Below are 23,164 nucleotides of genomic sequence, written 5' to 3'. Positions count from 1 at the left end.
CCATAGTGAACTTATCTTGAATGTTTCTGTCGGTGACAGGTTGTAACGAAGGGAGAAGGGCATGGCGAGCGTACAGCTGCGTAATGTAACGAAAGCCTGGGGTGACGTTGTGGTGTCGAAAGACATCAATCTGGACATCCACGAAGGTGAATTCGTGGTATTTGTCGGCCCATCTGGCTGCGGTAAATCAACTCTGCTGCGTATGATTGCCGGTCTTGAAACCATCACCAGCGGCGATTTGCTGATTGGTGATACCCGAATGAATGACATTCCGCCTGCCGAACGTGGCGTCGGCATGGTTTTCCAGTCTTATGCACTCTATCCCCACCTTTCCGTAGCCGAGAACATGTCCTTCGGTCTGAAGCTGGCGGGCGCGAAAAAAGAGGTGATTAACCAGCGCGTCACGCAGGTGGCGGAAGTGTTACAGCTGGCACACCTGCTTGAGCGTAAACCAAAAGCCCTTTCTGGTGGGCAGCGTCAGCGTGTGGCAATTGGCCGTACGTTGGTCGCCGAACCGCGCGTGTTCCTGCTCGATGAACCGCTTTCTAACCTGGATGCCGCTCTGCGCGTCCAGATGCGTATCGAAATCTCCCGTCTGCACAAACGTCTTGGCCGCACGATGATTTACGTCACCCACGATCAGGTCGAAGCGATGACGCTGGCCGACAAAATTGTGGTGCTGGACGCCGGTCGCGTGGCGCAGGTGGGTAAACCGCTGGAGCTTTATCACTACCCGGCAGACCGCTTTGTTGCGGGTTTTATTGGCTCGCCAAAGATGAACTTCCTGCCCGTCAAAGTGACCGCGACAGCCATTGAACAGGTACAGGTGGAGCTGCCAAACCGTCAGCAAGTGTGGCTGCCGGTCGACAGCGCCAACGTACAGGTGGGGGCCAATATGTCCCTCGGTATTCGTCCTGAGCATTTACTGCCGAGCCACATCGCCGATGTGACGCTGGAAGGTGACGTTCAGGTCGTCGAACAACTTGGTCACGAAACACAGATTCATATCCAGATCCCCGCCATCCGTCAGAACCTGGTCTACCGCCAGAATGACGTGGTGTTGGTAGAAGAGGGTGCCACATTCGCTATCGGTTTGCCGCCAGAGCGTTGCCATCTGTTCCGTGAGGATGGCACCGCATGTCGTCGGTTGCACAAAGAGCCAGGCGTTTAAGCATTCCAATTACAAAGAAAAGCAATGATCTCAGGAGATAGAATGATGATTACTCTGCGCAAGCTTCCTCTGGCAATCGCCGTGACGGCAGGCATTTTGTCTGCACACGCGGGTGCCGTGGACTTTAAAGGTTATGCTCGTTCTGGCATTGGCTGGACCGGGAGTGGCGGTGAACAACAATGTTTCCAGGCAACCGGTGCACAAAGTAAATACCGTCTCGGTAACGAATGTGAAACCTACGCCGAATTGAAACTGGGTCAGGAAGTGTGGAAAGAGGGCGATAAGAGCTTCTATTTCGACACTAACGTTGCGTATTCCGTTTCTCAGCAGAATGACTGGGAATCCACCAGCCCAGCCTTCCGTGAAGCAAACGTGCAGGGTAAAAACCTGATTGAATGGCTGCCAGGCTCCACCATCTGGGCCGGTAAGCGTTTCTATCAGCGTCATGACGTCCACATGATCGACTTCTACTACTGGGATATCTCTGGTCCTGGTGCGGGTATCGAAAACATCGATCTGGGCTTCGGTAAACTGTCTCTGGCCGCGACCCGTTCTTCTGAGTCCGGCGGTTCTGCAACCTTCGCCGATCGTGATGCGAACGGCGACCGTATTTATGACAACGTAGTACCAAACGATGTCTTCGACGTCCGTCTGGCCGGCCTGGAAACCAACCCGGGTGGTACACTGGAACTGGGTGTTGACTATGGTCACACCAACATTCCTGACGACTACTATCTGCAGCCTGGCGCCTCTAAAGATGGCTGGCTGTTCACCGCTGAGCACACCCAGAGCATGTTGAAAGGCTTCAACAAGTTCGTGCTGCAGTACGGTACGGACTCCATGACCTCTAACGGCAAAGGTATTCCGCAGGGCGGTAGCATTGATAACGACGGTTCCATGTGGCGTGTGCTGGACCACGGTGCAATCACCCTGGCAGACCGTTGGGACCTGATGTACGTCGGTATGTACCAGAATATCGATCGTGACAACAACAATGGTACAGAGTGGTGGACTGTCGGCGTGCGTCCAATGTTCAAATGGACGCCAATCATGAGCACCCTGCTTGAAGTGGGCTACGACAACGTTAAGTCTCAGAAAACTGACGAGAAAAACAGCCAATACAAAATCACCCTGGCACAGCAATGGCAGGCAGGCGACAGCATCTGGTCTCGCCCGGCTATCCGTGTCTTCGCAACCTACGCGAAGTGGGATGAGAAATGGGGCTATGCGAACAACGACTCAGGCGCAGGTTACACCTCTGGCGTAGCGTATAGCGACACTTCCGCGAAAACCTTCAGCCGTGGCGACTCCGACGAGTGGACCTTCGGTGCCCAGATGGAAATCTGGTGGTAATTCGGTAGACCTGACGTAATGACCTAAAAAGAGGGGCGTAAGCCCCTCTATCCTTAGGGTGCTGCGCGCTATTGCCTGGCCACCGCAGTGCTCACGCTATCAGAGGTAATAACAATGAAAATGAAGAAAAGTCTCGTCGCGCTGTGCCTCTCTGCGGGGCTGCTGGCCTGTGTTCCGGCGATCACCTTCGCAGATGTCAATTTCGTGCCACAAAATACCAGCGCTGCGCCTGCCATCCCGGCGGCGGCGCTCCAGCAACTGACCTGGACGCCGGTTGACCAATCCAAAACCCAGTCAACCCAACTTTCTGCGGCAGGCCAACAGCTTAACGTGCCGGGGATTGCCGGTCCGGTTGCCGCTTTCAGCGTCCCGGCCAATATTGGTGAGCTGACCCTGACGCTGACCAGCGAAGTAAGCAAGCAGACCAGCGTATTTGCGCCTAACGTCCTGATTCTGGACCAAAACCTGACGCCATCTGCCTTCTTCCCGAGCGACTATTTTGGCTACCAGGAGCCTGGCGTCATGAGCGCTGACCGCCTCGAAGGCAAAATGCGCCTGACGCCTGCTCTGGGACAGCAGAAGATTTATGTCCTGGTCTTCACCACGGATAAAGATTTGCAGCAGACCACTAAGCTCACCGACCCGGCAAAAGCCTATGCCAAAGGAACCGGTAACTCTGTTCCGGATATCCCGGATCCGTTAGCGCGTCATGTCACCGACGGGTTGCTGAAGCTGAAAGTCTCAACAAACAGTGCTTCCAGCGTACTGGTTGGCCCTCTGTTTGGTTCATCCGGTACAGGCCCGGTCACGGTGGGGAACACTGCTGCGCCTGTGTATGCCGCACCCGTTGCTACGGCGGCGGCTCCGGCTGCAACCGCAGCCCCGGCTCCGGCGAAGAAAGCCGAGCCGGTACTGAACGACACCGAAGAATACTTCAATAACGCCATTAAGCAGGCGGTGAAGCGCGGCGATGTCGACAAAGCGCTGAAACTGCTTGATGAAGCCGAACGTTTAGGTTCAACCACTGCCCGTTCCACCTTTATCAGCAGTGTAAAAGGCAAGGGGTAACCGTTTCCCCACAGTGCTGATTTGTTAGTAGTTTAGTGCGCCTGAGTGGGCGCACTTTTTTTGGTGTCACACGGGCTGTTGCGCTCTTGTTGCGATCGTGATCGTTAAATAACGTTTGGCCCCCCTCAATCCGCTTTTCTGCGATACAATGCCATTACGTTATGTATCGGAGAGTCTGGCATGTCACACCCCGCGCTAACGCAACTGCGTGCGCTGCGCTATTTCGACCAAATACCTGCGCTTGACCCGGAGCAACTGGACTGGCTGCTGCTGGAAGATTCCATGACTAAACGTTTCGAGCAGCAGGGCAAAACCGTTACGGTGACCCTGGTTCAGGAAGGGTTTGTCTCTTGCGCTGAGATCGCCTCTGAGCTGCCCCTGTTGCCGCAGGAAGAACGCTACTGGCTGCGCGAAATATTACTCTGTGCAGACGGTGAGCCATGGCTTGCCGGACGAACGGTTGTTCCCGAGTCCACCCTTTCCGGGCCAGAGCTGGCGCTACAACGGCTGGGGAATACGCCGCTGGGGCGCTATCTTTTCACGTCGTCCGAGCTTACCCGGGATTTTATTGAGATTGGTCGCGATGCCGAACTGTGGGGGCGTCGTTCCCGCCTTCGCCTGAGCGGTAAGCCGTTAATACTGACGGAGCTTTTTTTACCGGCATCGCCGTTGTACTAAGAGGAAGAAAAAATGGAGTGGAGCCTGACGCAGAATAAGCTGTTGGCTTATCACCGCTTGATGCGTACAGATAAACCCATCGGCGCGCTGCTGCTGCTGTGGCCGACCCTTTGGGCGCTATGGGTAGCAACACCAGGGGTACCGCCGCTGTGGATCCTGGGGGTGTTCATTGCAGGCGTCTGGCTGATGCGTGCGGCGGGCTGCGTGGTCAATGACTATGCGGATCGTAAATTCGACGGGCACGTAAAACGTACGGCCCATCGTCCGTTGCCCAGCGGGCAAGTGACCGAAAAAGAGGCCCGTACGCTGTTTATCGTACTGGTGCTGCTCTCTTTCCTGCTGGTGTTAACCCTGAACACCATGACCATTCTGCTTTCAGTTGCGGCCCTGGCTCTGGCCTGGGTTTATCCGTTCATGAAGCGCTACACCCACCTGCCTCAGGTGGTGCTGGGCGCGGCGTTTGGCTGGTCGATCCCGATGGCGTTTGCGGCGGTGAGTGAGTCCGTCCCGTTAAGCTGCTGGCTGATGTTCCTGGCGAACATTCTCTGGGCCGTGGCATACGACACGCAATACGCGATGGTAGACCGCGACGATGACCTGAAGATTGGCATTAAATCGACGGCGATCCTCTTCGGACGTCATGACAAGCTGATCATCGGTATCCTGCAGGTTGCGGTGCTGGCGTTAATGGTGACGATAGGTTACCTGAACGGGCTCAACTGGGCGTTTTACTGGGCCGTGCTGGTGGCGGGAATGCTGTTTGTCTACCAGCAGAAGCTGATTGCGAAACGGGAGCGTGAAGCCTGCTTCAAGGCGTTTATGAATAACAACTATGTCGGTCTGGTGCTGTTTTTAGGGCTGGCGATGAGCTACTTTTCGTAAAAAAAACGGCAGCCAGAAGGCTGCCGTTTTTGTTTTCATCGCAGGTCATCAGACCGCTGCACGCTTCACTCGCCTTGCGTCGCACTTTCAATCGTTAAACGCACATCAGACGTGATCAGTTCGGCCAGCATCTGGTACACCTTCAGCGTCTCTTCCGGCTCGGCATCGCCCGTATCACTGATAAATCCTTCATCACGCAGCGTCAGCACCAGAGAGCTGAAGACCGCTTTGTCGAAGAATTCCGGGGCGTTAATCCCGTGCAGAACAGACAGGCGCTGTGCCAGCGTCCGGCTCTCTTTCTCGAGCGTACCGCGGTTAATGGACGGATTCGCGCTCAGCAACCAGAAGGTGATGGCGTAGCGCTGCAGCGTTTCACGCGCGCCCGCCGCCAGCAGTTGCAGGGTACGGGACCGTGACGGATTGATATGCAGCTCGTCGTTCGTGACGGTAATCAGCCCCTGACGACGCAGCTCTTCGGTCAGTTTATCCAGCTCAGTCGCCAGTTCGTCCTTGTCCCAGCGCAGGAACAGCTCCGCTTTCAGCATTGGATAGAGCGTTTCAACATGACGCAACAGCTCCTGACGCGAGATGCGACGATGCTGGGTGATGATGGCCGCCATGAGCGAGGGCAGCATCAGCATATGCGCGATGTTGTTGCGATAGTAAGTCATCAGCACCGCCTGCTCGCGCGGGAGAATGATGATGTCGCCGATGGTGTCCTTTTCGACTTCAAACTTGTTCATCTGCAGGGCATGCTCGATAAGCTCGCTTGCCGTGCTTACCGGTACGGTCGAATCTACCGAGTACGGCACGTTGCGCATCATGTCGAGATAGCAATCCAACTGCTCCGTAAGCTGTTCACGGGTCAGTGAACGCTGACGAGAGGCCAGAAGCGCCGTACAGCACAGGTTCATGGCGTTTGCCGCACCGGCGTTGTTAATACGCACCATCAGTTCAGAGGCGATGCTGTTGACCGTAGGCGTCAGCCAGGCCGGGCGAATCGCTTCGATAGGATCGATAGACTCGCGCCACTCCGGAACATGGTTGTTCAGGTAGGTCATCAGCGGCATCGGCTCGCCAAAGTTGACGTAGCCCTGGCCAAGGTTGCGTAACTTGCTCAGGCCGCGCAGCATCTGCGGCAGGCTCTCTTTCTCTTTGGTCGCACCGCGCAGCTCTTTGGCGTAGGTGCCCACTTCCATCACGTGTTCGTAGCCAATGTAGATGGGGACGAGGGTGATCGGGCGAGTTCCCCCGCGCAGCATCGCCTGAATGGTCATCGACAGCGTGCCGGTTTTAGGATCGAGCAGACGACCGGTACGGGAGCGACCCCCTTCCACGAAGTATTCAACGGAATAACCGCGGCTGAACAGCTCGCCAAGATATTCACGGAATACGGTGGAGTAGAGCTTGTTGCCCTTAAAGGTACGACGGATAAAGAACGCCCCCAGGCGGCGGAAAATCGGGCCGGCTGGCCAGAAGTTCAGGTTAATGCCGGCAGCGATGTGCGGCGGTACCAGACCCTGGTGATAGAGCACATAGGAGAGGAGCAGATAGTCCATGTGGCTGCGGTGGCAGGGGACATAGACAATCTCATGGCCATCATGGGCCAGCTGGCGTACGCGCTCGGCGTTATGAACGTTGATGCCCTGATAGAGGCGGTTCCACGTAAAGCCCAGGATACGATCGGAAAGACGAATCATCTCGTAAGAGAAGTTCGCGGCAATCTCTTCCATCAGTGCAATAGCGTTCTGCTGTGCTTTCTCATGGGAAATCTTTTTGCTGCGCGCTTCGTCTTCAACGGCCCTGGCAATCGCTTTGGAGGCCAGCAGCTTGTTGAACAGGTCCTGACGTGCAGGAAGACGTGGACCGACGGCAGCCAGACGCTGACGGGCGAAGTGCATACGCGCCACGCGCGCCAGTTTCTGCGCGATAATCTTGTCGGTGCCGTGCTCGTCCGCCATACGGCGCAGCGAAACGGACGGGGAGAAACGCACGAAGCTGTCACGTCCCAGCCAGGAGACCGCGAAGAATTTCTGAATGCCGTTAAGCATGCGCAGCGGTGGGTTCTCTTCACCTTTCTCTCTGCCCGGGCGGCGACCAAACATCACCGATACCGGCACCATCTGCACATCCAGACCCGGATTGCTGCGGTGCAGGTCGAGATAGTCGTGGAAAAGCTTGATGGACTCTTCCTTTGGCGTGTAATAGGTAAACACGCGCGGCCCGCCGTGAATGAACACATAGCGCGGCAGCAGAGTGCCGTCGACTTCGAGGGGTTCAAGCGGGTCAGGTAAATCATGCGCCAGACACTGGGCGCGAAGCGTCAGTAGGTCTGCCTTCGAGTTATAAGGCAAAACGTACATAATTGGGCGTGACGTATCGAGCCCCAATTCCAGCGCGGGTTCCGCTGGGATAGACTTGCTTTTTACCAGGACGCTTAATGGTAAATTAAGTAATTTGTAGTAAATTCGTGGCCAGCCGGACATAAACGATGTAAAGCCTCTGGTTAATAATGCAATTGCGGCGCAAGGATAACAGAAAGCGCGCAAAATTTCTGTTGTTACCCGTCATACTTCAGGCAGCAGCGAAACACGTTGCGCCTACTGTTACTGACGCTATTTTAATTAAAAGGTTCTTTTAATGGCCAATAATACCACTGGGTTAACCCGAATCATCAAAGCCGCCGGCTATTCATGGAAAGGTTTCCGTGCCGCGTGGGTCAATGAAGCCGCGTTTCGCCAGGAGGGCGTCGCCGCTATCATCGCGGTGATTATCGCCTGTTTCCTTGATGTTGATGCGATTACCCGCGTTTTGTTGATCGGCTCCGTGCTGTTGGTGATGATAGTGGAAATTCTCAATAGCGCTATTGAGGCCGTGGTGGACCGTATCGGCTCTGATTTCCATGAGCTCTCCGGCCGGGCGAAAGACATGGGGTCTGCTGCCGTATTGCTGGCGATTATCACTGCGGTCATCACCTGGGTCACGCTGCTTTGGTCACATTTCCGATAAGCCTCGAGAAATAATTAAGTCCCTGGTTTTTTGTGCAGTTTTTGGTTCCAAAATCGCCTTTGACTGTATATACTCACAGCATAACTGTATATACACCCAGGGGGCGGAATGAAAGCGTTAACGACCAGGCAGCAAGAGGTGTTTGATCTCATCCGGGATCATATCGGCCAGACGGGTATGCCACCCACGCGTGCGGAGATCGCTCAGCGTCTGGGTTTCCGTTCTCCGAATGCTGCCGAAGAACACCTGAAAGCGCTGGCGCGTAAAGGCGTCATTGAGATTGTATCGGGCGCTTCACGTGGCATCCGTCTGCTGGTGGAAGAAGAGACAGGCATTCCGCTGGTGGGCCGTGTCGCGGCAGGGGAACCTTTGCTGGCACAACAGCATATTGAAGGTCACTACCAGGTTGACCCGGGCATGTTTAAACCGAGCGCAGATTTCCTGCTGCGCGTCAGCGGCATGTCGATGAAAGATATCGGTATTCTGGACGGCGATCTGCTCGCAGTTCATAAAACCCAGGACGTGCGCAACGGGCAAGTTGTGGTCGCGCGTATTGACGATGAAGTTACCGTTAAGCGTCTGAAAAAGCAGGGTAACACCGTCCAGTTACTGCCTGAAAACAACGAGTTCTCCCCGATTGTTGTGGATCTCCGCGAACATAACTTCTCTATTGAAGGGCTGGCTGTTGGGGTTATCCGCAACGGTGAATGGCTGTAATCATGTCATAACAGGCTACGGACCTGCCGTAGCCTGATTCAATCTCCACTGCCGGTATTTTTCATGTCACTGCTGACGACATCAGATAAGGCATTGTGGCGTCTTGCACTGCCAATGATTTTTTCCAATATCACCGTCCCTCTGCTGGGACTGGTAGACACGGCTGTTATTGGTCATCTGGATTCCCCCGTTTATCTGGGCGGCGTCGCGATCGGCGCGACGGCAACCAGCTTCCTTTTTATGCTGCTGCTCTTTTTGCGCATGAGTACCACCGGGCTTACGGCTCAGGCGTATGGCGCAAAAGATCCGTTGCGTCTGGCGCGTGCGCTGGTTCAACCCTTGATCCTTGCCCTGGGCGCGGGTGCGCTGATCGTGGTGTTGCGCACGCCACTGATTGATCTGGCGCTGCATGTCGTTGGCGGGAGCGAGGCGGTACTTGAGCAGGCGCGACGCTTCCTTGAAATTCGCTGGCTCAGCGCGCCTGCATCACTGGCGAACCTGGTCCTGCTTGGCTGGTTACTCGGCGTGCAGTATGCCCGTGCGCCAGTCATTCTGCTGGTGGCAGGCAATCTTCTCAACATCGTGCTTGATGTCTGGCTGGTGATGGGTCTGCATATGAACGTGCAGGGCGCCGCGCTGGCGACGGCAATTGCAGAATACGGTACCTTTTTCATCGGCCTGTGGATGGTCTGGCGCGTGCTGGCCCTGCGCGGTATCTCGCTTGCGATGCTCAAAACCGCATGGCGCGGTAATTTCCGCACGCTGCTGGCGCTTAACCGCGACATTATGCTGCGCTCGTTGCTGCTTCAGCTCTGCTTTGGCGCGCTGACGGTCTTTGGGGCGCGACTTGGGCCGGAGATCGTCGCGGTTAATGCGGTCCTGATGACGCTGCTCACCTTTACCGCGTATGCGCTGGATGGCTTTGCCTATGCCGTTGAAGCCCATTCCGGGCAAGCGTATGGTGCACGCGAAAGCGGCCAGCTCCGCGAGGTGTGGCGGGCCGCCTGTCGTCAGTCAGGCCTGGTGGCGCTGGCGTTTGCACTCATTTACGCCTGTCTGGGTGAACAGATCGTTGCCTTACTCACCTCCCTCCCATCGCTGCGCGAACTGGCGAGTCACTATCTCTTCTGGCAGGCAATCTTACCGGTGGTGGGCGTGTGGTGTTATCTGCTGGACGGCATGTTTATTGGCGCGACGCGAGGTGCGGAGATGCGCAATAGCATGGCGGTCGCTGCGGCGGGATTTGGTCTGACGTTGCTGACGCTGCCGTATCTGGGCAACCACGGTTTGTGGCTGGCTCTGGCGGTTTTCCTCGCGTTACGTGGTCTGTCGCTGGCCTTTATCTGGCGTCGTCACTGGCGAAATAACACCTGGCTGCCTTCCCGCCACGATATATCGTGACGGTTAAAGATTCCGAATATAAAAACAACTGCCGGATCCTTAACTACAATAATAATCACGTCCAGCAGAAAAGAACGAAGCGGACGAAACCTACCGACGCTTAACACGAGGACACGATTATGAATAAAGACGAAATCGGCGGCAACTGGAAGCAGTTCAAAGGTAAAGCGAAAGAACAGTGGGGTAAGCTGACGGATGATGATATGACCATCATCGAAGGTAAACGCGATCAGCTGGTGGGTAAAATTCAGGAACGTTACGGCTACGAGAAAGATCGTGCTGAAAACGAAGTGAAAGACTGGGAAACCCGTAACGATTATCGCTGGTAATCCTTTACTCCCCCTGAGGGCGGCTTCGGGCCGCCTTTTCTTTTGCCGTTAACGCGGCTTTTTCTTCACCAGTACCGAATGGTCGTGCTGGCACTCATCCTGGTGACGACAGGCTTCTACCTCTACGCAGGCTGAGCACAGGCCGTGCGCTTCAATCACGTTATGACGCAACGCAAAGCCCATTTTGGCTGCCAGCGTATGCATAATATCTTCAACGCCTTCCGCACCTTCTTCCTTCACGCTGCCGCAGCGATCGCAGATAAACATGGCCGACGTATGGGTTGGCTGATCGAACAGATGGCACAGCACATAGCTGTTTGTCGATTCAACTTTATGCACAAAGCCCTGTTCCAGCAGGAAATCCAGCGCGCGGTACACCGTTGGCGGTTTAGCCTGTGGCTCGCTTTCGCGCAGCAGATCAAGCAGATCGTACGCGCTGATCGCGCCCTGCTGCAGGCTCATCAAACGTAATACTTCAAGGCGCTGCGGAGTCAGGCGCACATTGCGTTGCACGCACAGCTTTTCTGCCTGCGCTAACAGCTCTTTTGTGGACTTATCCATTTAGCACCCCGGATGTTATAGGCTGGAAAACCCCCACTTTATCATGTTCTGCTAAAAACACCGAGATCCGCCAGGCTGTGCTATACCTGACGCAACGCAATCCGGGGAATAAACGATGAAAAGACCTGACTGTATTCGACACTGGCGCGACGTAGAAGGCGCAGATGACTCAACCTATCCCGACAGTAGTGAACGTTTTGCCATTGGCGCACCGCTGGCGCGTAAGCTCGGCCTTGGACGCATTGGTATACACCATGAGCGCTTACCGCCAGGCCGACGGACCTCTTATCCTCATGCTGAAAGCGACGAAGAAGAGTTTATCTACGTGCTTGAAGGTTACCCTGAAGCCTGGATTAACGGATATCTATGGAAACTTGAACCTGGCGACAGCGTGGGCTTTCCCGCCGGAACCGGGGTCTGTCATACCTTCATCAACAACACCGACGAAGAGGTACGGCTCCTGGTGGTGGGTGAGGCCAACAAGAAGCATAACCGTATCTATTACCCGCTTAATCCGGAGTACGCCGCCACGCGCGACGATCGCTGGGTAGACCACCCTCCTCAGTTTTTTGGACCGCACGATGGAAAACCTGGGAAAAAATAATTTCCTCTTCTATAAATATTGAGGGCCGTCACAAATAACAACAGGCCTGGCGAGAATTTAACTTAAGGAAATAGCGGGTCTTTTTGCACTTATTCACAGCAATAGTTCGTTCCTGTTTGGGAGATAACAGACAGGGGTTATTTAATAACAGACTATAAGACGAGCATACTGTGAAAAAACATTTTAAATTTTCGGTGGTTAGCATCGCTGTCTCCTTGTTTATGGCAAATCAGGCGGGAGCAGCCAATACCTGGACAGAATCACGTAGCGACGCCATGGGGGGCACGGGTGTCGCGGCCGGAAACTATGGCAGCGGGGCGTTAATCAACCCTGCGCTACTGGCGAAGGCGAAACCGGACGACGATGTGACGGTCATTTTACCGTCCGCTGGCGTGCAGGTGACCGATGAAGACAATCTTCAGGATGAGATTGATACCATCAACGATAAAATCAACCATTACAAAGACGTGGTTGATAACCTTACACCGATTGAGATCATTACCAACCCGTTAGGTTCCATCAACCAGTTCCAGGGCGCGGCGAAAGATCTGGCCGATGAGCTGGATTATCTCAAGGGCAAAACGGCACGCGCCACGGCGGGTGCGGGGATAGCCGTCAGTATTCCTAACGATGTCCTTTCCGTGGCCTTTATGGCTAAAGGCTATGCCCACGGACGCGTCAGTTCTTCTATTGATCAGCAAGATATTGATTACCTGCGCGGTATTCAACGCAGCGATGCGGTGGCTGCCGGCGTTGCACTGGACGCTGCGCTGAACGGCACCGATCAAATCACGAAAAACCTCAACTCAACGGCGTCTGGCCGGGCGGCAATTGTCTCCGACTATGGTATCGCGGTGGCGCGTCAGTTCGAGCTTGGCGGTGTTCCGGTGTCTGTTGGCGTGACTCCAAAACTGCAAAAGACCTGGGTCTATAACTACACCACCTCCATTTACGATTATGACAGCAACAAGTGGAACGACAGCCGCTACCGTACTGACGACACCGGCTTTAACGTTGATGCCGGTATCGCGGCCGATTTTGGTGAGCACTGGACGGTCGGCGTGAGCGGACAAAACCTGATGTCACGCGATATCGACACCAAAGACATTCGCATCCGCAACGGGCGCACGGGGGAGGTGGTGAGCTATAAAGACACCTACCAGATCCGCCCTCTGGTTACCGCGGGTGCCGCCTGGCATAACGATCTGGTGACGTTAACCGCCGATGGCGATCTGACGGAAACCAAAGGCTTCAAAAGCGAAGACACTTCTCAGTATGTTGGCGTAGGCGCCGAAGTGACGCCGCTGAACTGGCTGGCGGTGCGTGCGGGTTTCCGTGCTGATATGAAAGGTAATGACAGCAATGTCTTCACAGGCGGTGTCGGTTTTGCACCGTTTAACACGGTCCATGTCGACCTGATGGGCCTGTATGGTGAAGACGAGACCTGGGGCGCAGGCGCCCAGTTGAGCATGACCTTCTAAAGTGCACCGGAGGCGCTGCGCCTCCGGCTTTTCTTTGTGCTATAGTAGCGCCCCCTTTTCACCAGATGCTTAAAACTTCGCCATGTCGTCAGAATTACAGACTGCTTTCCCTGCACACCGTTTCTCCATTGCGCCGATGCTCGACTGGACGGACAGACACTGTCGCTACTTCCTGCGTCAGCTCTCCCGCCATACGTTGCTGTACACCGAAATGGTGACCACCGGAGCAATTATTCACGGAAAGGGCGACTATCTGGCCTACAGCGAAGAAGAGCATCCGGTTGCGCTGCAGCTTGGCGGTAGCGATCCCGCTGCGCTGGCGCAGTGTGCAAAGCTTGCAGAAGCGCGCGGCTATGACGAGATTAACCTTAACGTTGGCTGTCCGTCCGATCGTGTGCAGAACGGCATGTTCGGCGCGTGTCTGATGGGCAATGCATCCCTGGTGTCAGACTGCATCAAGGCGATGCGCGATGTGGTTTCCATTCCGGTGACGGTCAAGACCCGTATCGGCATTGACGACCAGGACAGCTACGAATTTCTCTGCGATTTTATCAATACGGTCTCCGGGAAAGGCGAGTGCGAGATGTTTATCATCCATGCGCGTAAAGCCTGGCTCTCCGGACTTAGCCCGAAAGAGAACCGTGAAATCCCGCCGCTGGACTACCCGCGCGTGTACCAGCTAAAACGTGACTTCCCGCAGCTCACGATGTCGATCAACGGCGGCATTAAATCGCTGGAAGAGGCCAAAACACACCTGGAGCATATGGATGGCGTAATGGTCGGGCGCGAGGCGTATCAAAATCCAGGCATTCTGGCGACGGTCGACAGGGAAATCTTTGGCGTTGAAGGCGCAGATACCGACCCGGTGGCCGTGGTACGCGCCATGTATCCCTACATTGAGCGTGAGCTGAGTAACGGGACGTATCTTGGTCATATCACCCGTCATATGCTGGGCCTGTTCCAGGGGATCCCGGGAGCACGCCAGTGGCGTCGCTACCTTAGCGAGAACGCGCATAAAGCCGGTGCAGACATCGAGGTGCTGGAACACGCGCTACGTCTGGTCGCTGATAAGCGATAATTTTCGCTAAAAGATCGTCAAATTCACCACGCCTCGCACACCCGTGCGGGGCGTTTTGCTTTAAGAACAGCGGGTTATGGTTGGCATGATTCTTGTAATGATCGCGGTATCATTTGGGAACGCGTGGGAGAGCACCATGTTAGAACTACTTTTTGTGATTGGCTTTTTTGTCATGCTGATGATGACGGGGATTTCCCTGCTCGGGATTCTGGCGGCTATCGTCGTGGCGACGGTGGTCATGTTTATCGGGGGATTATTTGCCCTGACGCTGAAGCTCCTGCCGTGGCTGCTGCTGGCCATTGCCGTGGTGTGGGTAATACGGGCGATTAAATCACCAAAACTGCCCACTTATCAGCGCAATAACCGTTTTCGTTACTAAGGTATTGAGGTGTTCGTCACATACCTGCAACTTTTCCGGCAGCATTGCTTAGAACAGAATAGGATTTACTTATCGAATCTGTCACTATGACTGCCGCTAAAGAATTCATCGAGCTGTACCCTACATACAGCCGAACTAAAAAAAAGAAAGGGCTTCCCACGGGAAGCCCAATTTCTTTTTAGGGATCAGGGAATTAACAGACTTGAACCCTGTGTCGCTCTGCTCTCCAGCACCTCATGTGCACGCCTGGCATCGGTTAGCGCGTATTTCTGCGCCTCCGCCACATCCACTTTAATCACACCGCTGGCGATCAGCGAAAAGAGCTCGTTGCTGGCCTCGATCAGCTCTTCCCGGTTAGTGATATACCCCTGCAGGGAAGGGCGAGTCACATACAGCGACCCTTTCTGGTTGAGAATGCCAAGATTAATGCCGGTCACGGCGCCCGAGGCGTTGCCGAAGCTCACCATCAGCCCGCGACGCTGCAGACAATCCAGCGACGCCTCCCAGGTATCTTTACCCACCGAGTCATAAACCACGCGCACCTTTTTGCCGTTGGTTATCTCTTTGAGGCGCTCAGCAATGCTCTCTTCACGGTAGTTAATCACCTGCCAGGCGCCGGCCTGAAGCGCGCGCTGGGCTTTTTGTGCACTGCCCACCGTGCCGATAAGTTTTGCACCGAGCGCTTTGGCCCACTGACAGGCGATCAGCCCCACGCCGCCCGCCGCGGCATGAAACAGGAACTGCTCGTCAGGTTTGATCTCATAGGTTTTGCGCAGCAGATAATAGACCGTGAGCCCTTTCAGGAATGAGGCGGCCGCTTGTTCAAACGAGATGGCATTTGGCAGAAGGGCGGCTTTATCGGCCGGCACGTTGTGCACGGAACTGTAGGCACCCAGCGCGGATTGCGCGTACACCACGCGATCGCCCTCTTTAATATGCTTAACGGCGCTGCCCACTTTGAGCACGACGCCTGCCGCTTCCGTTCCCAGTCCGCTTGGCATGGAGGGAGGCGGATAGAGACCGCCGCGAATATAGGTGTCGATGTAGTTAATGCCGATGGCTTTGTTTTCAACCTGTACTTCGTTTTCACCAGGCGCTGCGGGGGTAAACTCCACCGCGTTTAACACTTCTGGCCCACCATGTTTCTGGAATTCAATGCGCGTTGCCATGCTCCCTCCGTCAGAAAAATATGGTAATCTTTCGACCCACTCTTTATCTCGGTAACTCCATTCACTATGGCAGGAAACAAACCCTTCAACAAACAGACTGAACCTCGCGAGCGTGATTTCCAGGTCGCAGGATTAAAAGTCCCGCCGCACTCGATTGAAGCGGAACAGTCGGTGTTGGGCGGTTTAATGCTGGATAACGAACGCTGGGACGACGTCGCCGAGCGCGTGGTGTCCGAGGATTTCTATACCCGTCCGCACCGTCATATCTTTACTGAAATGGCACGTCTGCAGGAGTCGGGCAGCCCGATTGACCTTATCACGCTCGCGGAATCGCTGGAGCGTCAGGGGCAACTGGACAGCGTGGGTGGGTTTGCTTACCTGGCGGAACTGTCAAAAAATACGCCAAGTGCGGCGAATATCAGCGCTTATGCCGATATCGTGCGCGAACGTGCTGTTGTTCGTGAGATGATCTCGGTGGCGAATGAGATCGCCGAAGCCGGTTTTGATCCGCAGGGGCGTACCAGCGAAGACCTGCTTGATCTCGCCGAGTCCCGCGTCTTTAAAATCGCGGAAAGTCGGGCAAATAAAGACGAAGGCCCGAAAAATATCGCTGATGTGCTTGATGCTACCGTCGCGCGTATTGAGCAACTGTTCCAGCAGCCGCACGACGGTGTCACCGGCGTGAACACCGGCTATGACGATCTCAATAAGAAAACCGCGGGTCTGCAGCCGTCGGATTTGATTATCGTCGCGGCGCGTCCCTCCATGGGTAAAACGACATTTGCGATGAACCTCGTCGAAAATGCGGCGATGTTGCAGGACAAGCCGGTTCTTATCTTCAGTCTTGAGATGCCATCAGAACAGATCATGATGCGTTCTCTGGCGTCGCTGTCGCGCGTGGATCAGACCCGTATCCGTACCGGCCAGCTCGACGATGAGGACTGGGCGCGTATCTCCGGCACCATGGGTATCCTGCTGGAAAAACGGAATATTTATATCGATGACTCCTCCGGCCTGACGCCGACGGAAGTGCGCTCCCGTGCGCGCCGTATCGCCCGTGAACATGGCGGTATTGGCCTTATCATGATTGACTACCTTCAGCTGATGCGCGTGCCGTCGCTGTCCGACAACCGTACGCTGGAAATCGCGGAGATTTCCCGCTCGCTCAAGGCGTTAGCCAAAGAGTTGCATGTGCCCGTGGTGGCGCTGTCGCAGCTTAACCGCTCCCTGGAACAACGTGCTGATAAGCGCCCGGTCAACTCCGACCTGCGTGAATCGGGCTCCATCGAGCAGGATGCCGACTTAATCATGTTCATCTACCGTGATGAGGTTTATCACGAGAACAGCGACCTGAAAGGGATCGCCGAAATTATTATTGGTAAACAACGTAACGGCCCTATCGGTACGGTACGTCTGACCTTTAACGGACAGTGGTCGCGTTTCGACAACTACGCCGGTCCTCAATATGATGATGAGTAATTTCTAAGGAATTCAAATGCAAGCGGCAACTGTAGTCATTAACCGCCGCGCTCTGCGACACAACCTGCAACGTCTGCGTGAACTGGCTCCCGCCAGTAAACTCGTTGCAGTCGTGAAAGCGAACGCTTACGGACACGGTCTTATTGAGACCGCGCGAACGCTCCCCGATGCCGACGCCTTTGGCGTCGCCCGTCTTGAAGAAGCCATCCGCCTGCGCGCGGGTGGGATCACTCAACCGATTTTGCTGCTGGAAGGCTTTTTTGAAGCGGCAGATCTGCCGACCATTGCTGACCAGCATCTGCACACCGCGGTACATAACGAAGAACAACTCGCGGCGCTGGAAACCGCCGAGCTGAGTGAGCCTGTCACCGTCTGGATGAAGCTCGATACCGGCATGCACCGTCTGGGCGTGCGCCCGGAAAAGGCGGACGCGTTTTATCAGCGTCTGTGTCAGTGCAAAAACGTCCGTCAGCCGGTGAATATCGTGAGCCACTTTGCCCGTGCCGATGAACCCGAGTGTGGCGCGACCGAACAGCAGCTGGATATTTTTAATACTTTCTGTGAAGGCAAGCCAGGAATGCGCTCCATTGCCGCGTCTGGCGGTATTTTGCTGTGGCCGCAGTCGCACTTCGACTGGGCGCGTCCGGGCATTATTCTTTACGGCGTCTCTCCGCTGGAGAACAGACCCTGGGGGCCGGATTTTGGTTTCCAGTCGGTGATGTCCCTTGTGTCTAACCTGATTGCTGTGCGCGATCACAAAGCGGGTGAGCCCGTGGGCTACGGCGGAACCTGGACCAGCGAGCGCGACACACGCCTTGGCGTGGTGGCGATGGGCTATGGTGACGGTTATCCCCGCGCCGCGCCGTCCGGCACGCCGGTGCTGGTCAATGGCCGTGAAGCGAACATCGTGGGCCGCGTGGCGATGGACATGATCTGTATTGACCTCGGGCCAGATGCACAGGACAAACCGGGTGATGACGTGGTGATGTGGGGTGAGGGTTTACCTGTTGAACGCATCGCTGAAATCACAAAAGTGAGTGCTTACGAACTTATCACGCGCCTGACATCAAGGGTTGCGATGAAGTACATCGACTAACAGACCTTTCCAGGGAGGGGTAATGTCACCATCCGAAATGGCCGCTTGTCTGGCTTATGCCCTCTCGGTCTGGCTGGCTGCCAGAAACAGTATTCACACGTGGTGGATAGGCATCATCGGCAGTGGGCTTTATGGCTGGGTCTTTTATTCGGTTCAGCTTTACGCTGACGTTACCCTGCAGCTCTTTTTCATCATCACCAGCATCACTGGCTGGGTGCACTGGCTCAAAGGTCATCGCGGGGAGGTATTGCCCGTTCGGCGTACCCCGCCCAGACATTTCTTCATCCTGCTCGCCTGCGCCCTGCTGGTGGCCTCGGGTTATGGCCTGATCTTGCATCGCTACACTAACGCCTGGGCCCCCTGGGTGGACTCCGTTATTTTGACATTCAGCGTGCTTGCACAGTTTATGTTAATGGGGCGACGCCTGGAGAACTGGTACGTCTGGCTGGCTGTAAACACGCTGGCGGTCCCGTTATATGCGATGAGAGATCTGCATTTGACCGCGGGTTTATATCTGGTGTTTTGGTTTAATGCCTGGCACGGTTTATATCAGTGGCGTAAGGAGATTCGCACCCAGTGAAGCCTTATCGCGACGGTCTGGTTGTGGGCAAATTTGCGCCATTACACGTGGGGCATGAAGCGCTGATAAATGCTGCGCTGGCCCAGTGTGAGACGGTCTATATCATCAGTTATTCGCGTCCGGAAATCCCGGGTTATGACCCCGACAAGCGCCTTCACTGGTTAAGCGCGCGCTTCCCGCAATGTCATCACCTTGTGCTGACGCCGGAGGTCATCGCGACCCATGCGCTTGAACCACCACCACATAATGATGCGGATGCCGATCTTCACCGGCATTACGTGGCAACGCTGTGTGAAAAAATACTTCACTGCCAGCCACAGGCCGTATTTACCGCCGAAGACTACGGCGACGGATTTGCGGCGGTGTTAAGCCAGCGTTTTGGCAAGCAGGTTACGCATGTCCGCCTCCAGCGTCCGAAAGGGCCTGAGGCGCCCTCGGGAACCCTGATACGTTCTGACGTCCATCGCTACCGCACGATGATGTCCCCGGAGGTCTACCGTAGCTTTGTCTTTCGGATTTGTTTATTGGGGGGCGAATCGACAGGGAAAAGTACGCTTTCCCGCGCACTAGCGACGACGCTCAACGCCCCGTTTGTCGCCGAGTTTGGCCGAGAATACTGGGAAGAGAAGAATGGCGTGCTGGGATGCGACGATCTGCTGCATATTGCCCGCGAGCAGGTGCGTCGTGAAGCGATGGCCAGCACGGCTCCCTTCCTGGTTTGCGATACCTCGCCCTTAACCACGCTGTTTTATATGCTCGACCAGTTTGGCAGCGCGCCACGCGAGCTAGAAGAATTAGCCGGGCGCGCATATTCTCTGGTGGTGCTCTGTGGCGATGAGTTTCCTTTTGTTCAGGATGGTACCCGTCAGGGGGCTGCATTCCGCCAGCGACAACAGGCATGGTACATCCGCGCGTTAACAGACAGAAATATCCCCTATCTGCCTGTTTCTGGTTCGCTTGCTGAACGCATTGAACAGATTCGACGACATCTGCAGGAACGGATCTGATATCGCTCTCGATCTTCTGTCATATCCGGTTTATTGTTGAAATCCCTGCCTCATCGAATTCCGGAGAATCATCGCGTGTTTCAGAAAGTTGACGCCTATGCCGGCGACCCCATTCTCTCCTTAATGGAGCGTTTTAAAGAAGATCCTCGCAGCGACAAAGTCAACCTCAGTATTGGTTTGTATTACAACGAGGAGGGCATTATTCCTCAGCTGCAAGCTGTGGCAGAAGCGGAAGCGCGTCTTAACGCCGTCCCGCACGGGGCCTCGCTCTATCTGCCAATGGAAGGGTTAAACAGCTACCGCAACACCATTGCGCCGCTGCTGTTTGGTGCCGATCACGCCGTGCTGACACAAAAACGGGTGGCGACCATCCAGACACTGGGTGGCTCGGGCGCATTAAAAGTTGGCGCTGACTTTCTGAAAAAATACTTCCCGGATTCTGGCGTGTGGGTCAGTGACCCGACGTGGGAAAACCACGTGGCGATTTTTGAGGGCGCGGGCTTTACGGTGCAGACCTATCCGTGGTTTGACAGCGAAACCAACGGCGTGCGCGTTGACGCGCTGCTGGAAAAACTGAATACGCTGCCGGAGCGCAGTATTGTTCTGCTGCATCCGTGCTGCCATAACCCGACCGGTGCAGACCTGACTAATGCCCAGTGGGATGCGGTAATCGACGTGCTGAAGACGCGTAACCTGATCCCCTTCCTCGACATCGCCTATCAGGGCTTTGGCGCGGGCATGGAAGAAGATGCCTACGCTATCCGCGCCGTTGCCAGCGCCGGACTGCCTGCGCTGGTCAGCAACTCCTTCTCAAAAATCTTCTCCCTGTACGGTGAGCGCGTCGGCGGCCTGTCAGTGGTCTGTGAGGGCGCTGAAGCGGCCGGGCGAGTGCTCGGTCAGCTGAAGGCGACCGTGCGCCGCATTTACTCCAGCCCGCCAAACTTTGGTGCGCAGGTAGTCGCCACGGTGCTGGGTGACGATCGGCTGAAAGCGTCGTGGCTCGCCGAAGTGGAATCTATGCGCAAGCGCATCCTGACAATGCGTCAGGAGCTGGTCGACGTGCTGAAAGAGGCCGTCCCAGGGCATAATTTTGACTATCTGCTTAAGCAGCGCGGGATGTTCAGCTACACCGGCCTCAGCGCGGCTCAGGTCGATCGCCTGCGTGAAGAGTTCGGCGTCTACCTGATTTCCAGCGGCCGTATGTGCGTGGCGGGGCTTAATGCCAGCAACGTTCATCGTGTTGCGCAGGCGTTTGCTGCAGTGATGTAAGCACTCACTATCATCCCTCTCTCCCTGCGGGAGAGGGCCGAGTGAGAGCATCAGGACGCACAAAAATCTTGCCCGGTGGCGCTGCGTCTACCGGGCCTTCAGACCTCATCCACGCTTTGTGATCTTCTTCTTTTTATTCAGCTTCATAAGTAAAAACTCCTTCCCTTCATCTCCCCCCGGGGTTATGGTCGGATAGTTTTTTGACCATTCACTCAAAATAAAACGATAACAAACTGAATATTCAGGGGAAAACATGCGCAAGATCACACTGGCGCTCAGCGCCGCCTGCTTATTGTTCTCGCTAAATAGTGCCGTCGTCGCGCGCGCTTCCGCGCCGACGCCGCTTTACACCGGCACAACAGCCGCCATGCTTGCCGAGCAAGCACCTGTTCACTGGGTATCCGTAGCCCAAATCGAAAATAGCCTGTTAGGGCGCCCGCCAATGGCTGTAGGATTTGATATCGACGATACGGTCCTGTTTTCCAGCCCGGGATTCTGGCGGGGCAAAAAAACCTACTCACCGGACAGCGAAGCGTATCTGAAGAACCCCGAGTTCTGGGAAAAGATGAACAACGGCTGGGACGAGTTCAGCATTCCTAAAGAGGTGGCGCGCGCGCTTATCGCCATGCACGTTAAACGCGGTGACAGCATTTACTTTGTGACCGGACGCAGCCAGACCAAAACCGAAACCGTCTCTAAAACGCTGCAGGATGATTTTCAGATCCCGGCTTCCAGCATGAATCCGGTTATTTTTGCCGGCGACAAAACCGGCCAAAACACCAAAACCCAATGGCTGGAACAGAAGCACATCAAAGTCTTCTATGGCGATTCAGATAACGATATCACCGCCGCGCATGACGTTGGAGCCAGAGGGATCAGGGTGTTACGCGCCTCAAACTCTACGTATCGACCGTTGCCCATGGCCGGAAAGTTTGGCGAAGAAGTGATTGTTAATTCTGAGTATTAACCGCCGGGCGGCGAGGTTGCCTCTTTTTTAATCAAATCTCGTCGCTGTGGGTTTTACCTTTCGCTTTCTTGCTGCACACTTAGAAAGATTCATCTTTCATAACGGAGCAGCACATGTGGTATCAACAGACCCTGACCTTAAGCGCGAAACCTCGTGGATTTCATCTGGTGACTGATGAAGTCATTGGGCAAATTCGCGACCTCTCGCGCATCAGGACGGGGTTACTGCATCTGCTGCTTCAGCACACGTCAGCCTCTCTCACGCTTAATGAAAATTGCGATCCCACCGTCCGGTCTGACATGGAGCAGCATTTTCTCAAAACCGTTCCGGACAACGCCCCTTATGAACATGACTATGAGGGAGCAGATGACATGCCGTCGCATATCAAATCCTCTCTGCTGGGCGTATCGCTGATGCTGCCGGTGCACAATGGTCGGTTACTGCTGGGAACGTGGCAAGGGATCTGGCTGGGAGAACATCGTATTCACGGTGGTTCGCGTAAAATTATCGCAACGCTACAAGGGGAATAAAGATGACAATTTCGGAGCTACTTCAGTACTGCATGAGTAAACCTGGCGCGGAGCAGAGCGTTCACAGCGACTGGAAAGCCACGCAGATTAAAGTGGGGGATATTCTGTTTGCGATGGTGAAAGAGGTTGAGGGTCGCCCGGCGGCGTCGCTGAAAACCAGCCCGGAACTGGCGGAGCTGTTACGCCAGCAGCACCATGACGTCCGGCCAAGCAAGCATCTCAACAAAGCGCACTGGAGCACCGTTTATCTCGACGGTTCACTGCCGGGTTCGCAAATTTACTATCTGGTGGACGCGTCTTATCAGCAGGCGGTAGAGCTGCTGCCGGAAGCGACCCGACAGCAACTCTCCGTGTGA

At 55.2% G+C, this 23,164-nt stretch carries 24 protein-coding genes; 21 read left to right on the top strand and 3 right to left on the bottom strand.

Annotation, left to right across the window (positions count from 1 at the left end):
- Positions 1 to 61: 61 nt before the first annotated feature.
- From malK to ubiA, 5 genes are all read left to right on the top strand, one after another.
- The gene (gene malK / locus HV157_RS12775; protein ID WP_014168196.1) at positions 62 to 1,171 is read left to right on the top strand and encodes a maltose/maltodextrin ABC transporter ATP-binding protein MalK; all 1,110 of its coding nucleotides are present in this window, start codon (positions 62 to 64) and stop codon (positions 1,169 to 1,171) included.
- Between the two features lie 42 nt (positions 1,172 to 1,213).
- Positions 1,214 to 2,524, top strand: a complete 1,311-nt coding sequence (locus tag HV157_RS12770; RefSeq protein WP_020882848.1) for a maltoporin — start codon at positions 1,214 to 1,216, stop codon at positions 2,522 to 2,524.
- A 114-nt stretch (positions 2,525 to 2,638) separates the two neighbouring features.
- The gene (malM, locus tag HV157_RS12765; protein ID WP_032681924.1) at positions 2,639 to 3,592 is read left to right on the top strand and encodes a maltose operon protein MalM; all 954 of its coding nucleotides are present in this window, start codon (positions 2,639 to 2,641) and stop codon (positions 3,590 to 3,592) included.
- Between the two features lie 180 nt (positions 3,593 to 3,772).
- On the top strand, positions 3,773 to 4,270 hold the full coding sequence (ubiC, locus tag HV157_RS12760) for a chorismate lyase (RefSeq protein ID WP_014168199.1): 498 nt from the start codon (positions 3,773 to 3,775) through the stop codon (positions 4,268 to 4,270).
- Between the two features lie 12 nt (positions 4,271 to 4,282).
- Positions 4,283 to 5,152, top strand: coding sequence for a 4-hydroxybenzoate octaprenyltransferase (gene ubiA, locus HV157_RS12755; RefSeq protein WP_014168200.1), 870 nt, complete (start codon positions 4,283 to 4,285; stop codon positions 5,150 to 5,152).
- A 65-nt stretch (positions 5,153 to 5,217) separates the two neighbouring features.
- Here the strand turns inward: ubiA and plsB are convergent, their stop codons facing one another.
- Complete coding sequence (gene plsB / locus HV157_RS12750; protein WP_020882845.1) at positions 5,218 to 7,638, bottom strand: glycerol-3-phosphate 1-O-acyltransferase PlsB; 2,421 nt, start codon at positions 7,636 to 7,638, stop codon at positions 5,218 to 5,220.
- A 154-nt stretch (positions 7,639 to 7,792) separates the two neighbouring features.
- Between plsB and HV157_RS12745 the strand changes: the two genes are divergently transcribed.
- From HV157_RS12745 to HV157_RS12730, 4 genes are all read left to right on the top strand, one after another.
- A complete protein-coding gene (locus HV157_RS12745) occupies positions 7,793 to 8,161 on the top strand; it encodes a diacylglycerol kinase (protein ID WP_014168202.1) in 369 nt (122 codons plus the stop codon).
- 108 nt (positions 8,162 to 8,269) lie between these two features.
- Entirely contained in the window at positions 8,270 to 8,878 is a 609-nt protein-coding gene (gene lexA, locus HV157_RS12740; protein ID WP_014168203.1) for a transcriptional repressor LexA, read from the top strand.
- 63 nt (positions 8,879 to 8,941) lie between these two features.
- A complete protein-coding gene (gene dinF, locus HV157_RS12735; RefSeq protein WP_047954917.1) occupies positions 8,942 to 10,279 on the top strand; it encodes an MATE family efflux transporter DinF in 1,338 nt (445 codons plus the stop codon).
- A gap of 119 nt (positions 10,280 to 10,398) precedes the next feature.
- A complete protein-coding gene (locus tag HV157_RS12730; RefSeq protein WP_014168205.1) occupies positions 10,399 to 10,608 on the top strand; it encodes a CsbD family protein in 210 nt (69 codons plus the stop codon).
- Positions 10,609 to 10,656: 48 nt separating this feature from the next.
- On the opposite strand, the gene zur is transcribed toward HV157_RS12730, so the two are convergent.
- Positions 10,657 to 11,169, bottom strand: a complete 513-nt coding sequence (gene zur, locus HV157_RS12725; RefSeq protein WP_014168206.1) for a zinc uptake transcriptional repressor Zur — start codon at positions 11,167 to 11,169, stop codon at positions 10,657 to 10,659.
- Between the two features lie 115 nt (positions 11,170 to 11,284).
- Here zur and HV157_RS12720 point away from each other — a divergent pair, with 115 nt between their 5' ends.
- The 4 genes from HV157_RS12720 to pspG all read left to right on the top strand — a co-directional run bounded on the left by HV157_RS12720 (position 11,285) and on the right by pspG (position 14,711).
- Positions 11,285 to 11,773 (top strand): cupin domain-containing protein, encoded by a 489-nt coding sequence (locus HV157_RS12720; RefSeq protein WP_014168207.1) that lies wholly within the window; start codon positions 11,285 to 11,287, stop codon positions 11,771 to 11,773.
- Positions 11,774 to 11,943: 170 nt separating this feature from the next.
- Complete coding sequence (gene traF / locus HV157_RS12715) at positions 11,944 to 13,254, top strand: conjugal transfer protein TraF (protein ID WP_014168208.1); 1,311 nt, start codon at positions 11,944 to 11,946, stop codon at positions 13,252 to 13,254.
- 82 nt (positions 13,255 to 13,336) lie between these two features.
- Positions 13,337 to 14,332, top strand: a complete 996-nt coding sequence (gene dusA / locus HV157_RS12710) for a tRNA dihydrouridine(20/20a) synthase DusA (protein ID WP_182268119.1) — start codon at positions 13,337 to 13,339, stop codon at positions 14,330 to 14,332.
- A gap of 136 nt (positions 14,333 to 14,468) precedes the next feature.
- Positions 14,469 to 14,711 carry an envelope stress response protein PspG gene (gene pspG, locus HV157_RS12705; protein WP_020882842.1) on the top strand — a complete coding sequence of 81 codons (243 nt, stop codon included), beginning with the start codon at positions 14,469 to 14,471 and terminating at the stop codon, positions 14,709 to 14,711.
- Positions 14,712 to 14,896: 185 nt separating this feature from the next.
- Here pspG and HV157_RS12700 read toward each other — a convergent pair whose 3' ends face one another.
- Positions 14,897 to 15,880, bottom strand: a complete 984-nt coding sequence (locus HV157_RS12700) for a quinone oxidoreductase (RefSeq protein ID WP_014168211.1) — start codon at positions 15,878 to 15,880, stop codon at positions 14,897 to 14,899.
- A gap of 66 nt (positions 15,881 to 15,946) precedes the next feature.
- Here HV157_RS12700 and dnaB point away from each other — a divergent pair, with 66 nt between their 5' ends.
- From dnaB to HV157_RS12660, 8 genes are all read left to right on the top strand, one after another.
- Complete coding sequence (gene dnaB / locus HV157_RS12695; RefSeq protein ID WP_008503375.1) at positions 15,947 to 17,359, top strand: replicative DNA helicase; 1,413 nt, start codon at positions 15,947 to 15,949, stop codon at positions 17,357 to 17,359.
- Positions 17,360 to 17,375: 16 nt separating this feature from the next.
- Positions 17,376 to 18,455 (top strand): alanine racemase, encoded by a 1,080-nt coding sequence (gene alr, locus HV157_RS12690; protein WP_182268120.1) that lies wholly within the window; start codon positions 17,376 to 17,378, stop codon positions 18,453 to 18,455.
- 22 nt (positions 18,456 to 18,477) lie between these two features.
- Positions 18,478 to 19,035, top strand: a complete 558-nt coding sequence (gene pnuC, locus HV157_RS12685) for a nicotinamide riboside transporter PnuC (protein ID WP_182268121.1) — start codon at positions 18,478 to 18,480, stop codon at positions 19,033 to 19,035.
- On the top strand, positions 19,032 to 20,042 hold the full coding sequence (locus HV157_RS12680; protein WP_182268122.1) for an AAA family ATPase: 1,011 nt from the start codon (positions 19,032 to 19,034) through the stop codon (positions 20,040 to 20,042). Before pnuC ends, HV157_RS12680 begins: the two co-directional genes overlap by 4 nt.
- Before the next feature lie 75 nt (positions 20,043 to 20,117).
- A complete protein-coding gene (tyrB, locus tag HV157_RS12675) occupies positions 20,118 to 21,311 on the top strand; it encodes an aromatic amino acid transaminase (RefSeq protein WP_182268123.1) in 1,194 nt (397 codons plus the stop codon).
- A gap of 253 nt (positions 21,312 to 21,564) precedes the next feature.
- Positions 21,565 to 22,278 (top strand): acid phosphatase AphA, encoded by a 714-nt coding sequence (aphA, locus tag HV157_RS12670; protein WP_182268124.1) that lies wholly within the window; start codon positions 21,565 to 21,567, stop codon positions 22,276 to 22,278.
- Between the two features lie 113 nt (positions 22,279 to 22,391).
- Positions 22,392 to 22,808, top strand: a complete 417-nt coding sequence (locus HV157_RS12665) for a secondary thiamine-phosphate synthase enzyme YjbQ (RefSeq protein ID WP_014168218.1) — start codon at positions 22,392 to 22,394, stop codon at positions 22,806 to 22,808.
- A 2-nt stretch (positions 22,809 to 22,810) separates the two neighbouring features.
- A complete protein-coding gene (locus HV157_RS12660) occupies positions 22,811 to 23,164 on the top strand; it encodes an MmcQ/YjbR family DNA-binding protein (RefSeq protein WP_014168219.1) in 354 nt (117 codons plus the stop codon).

Origin of the sequence: Enterobacter sp. RHBSTW-00318 (genome assembly GCF_014101375.1) — a bacterium.
GTDB lineage: Bacteria > Pseudomonadota > Gammaproteobacteria > Enterobacterales > Enterobacteriaceae > Enterobacter > Enterobacter ludwigii.
Note: the sequence above shows the minus strand (reverse complement) of the source record. Positions and strands in the feature narration are given on the sequence as shown.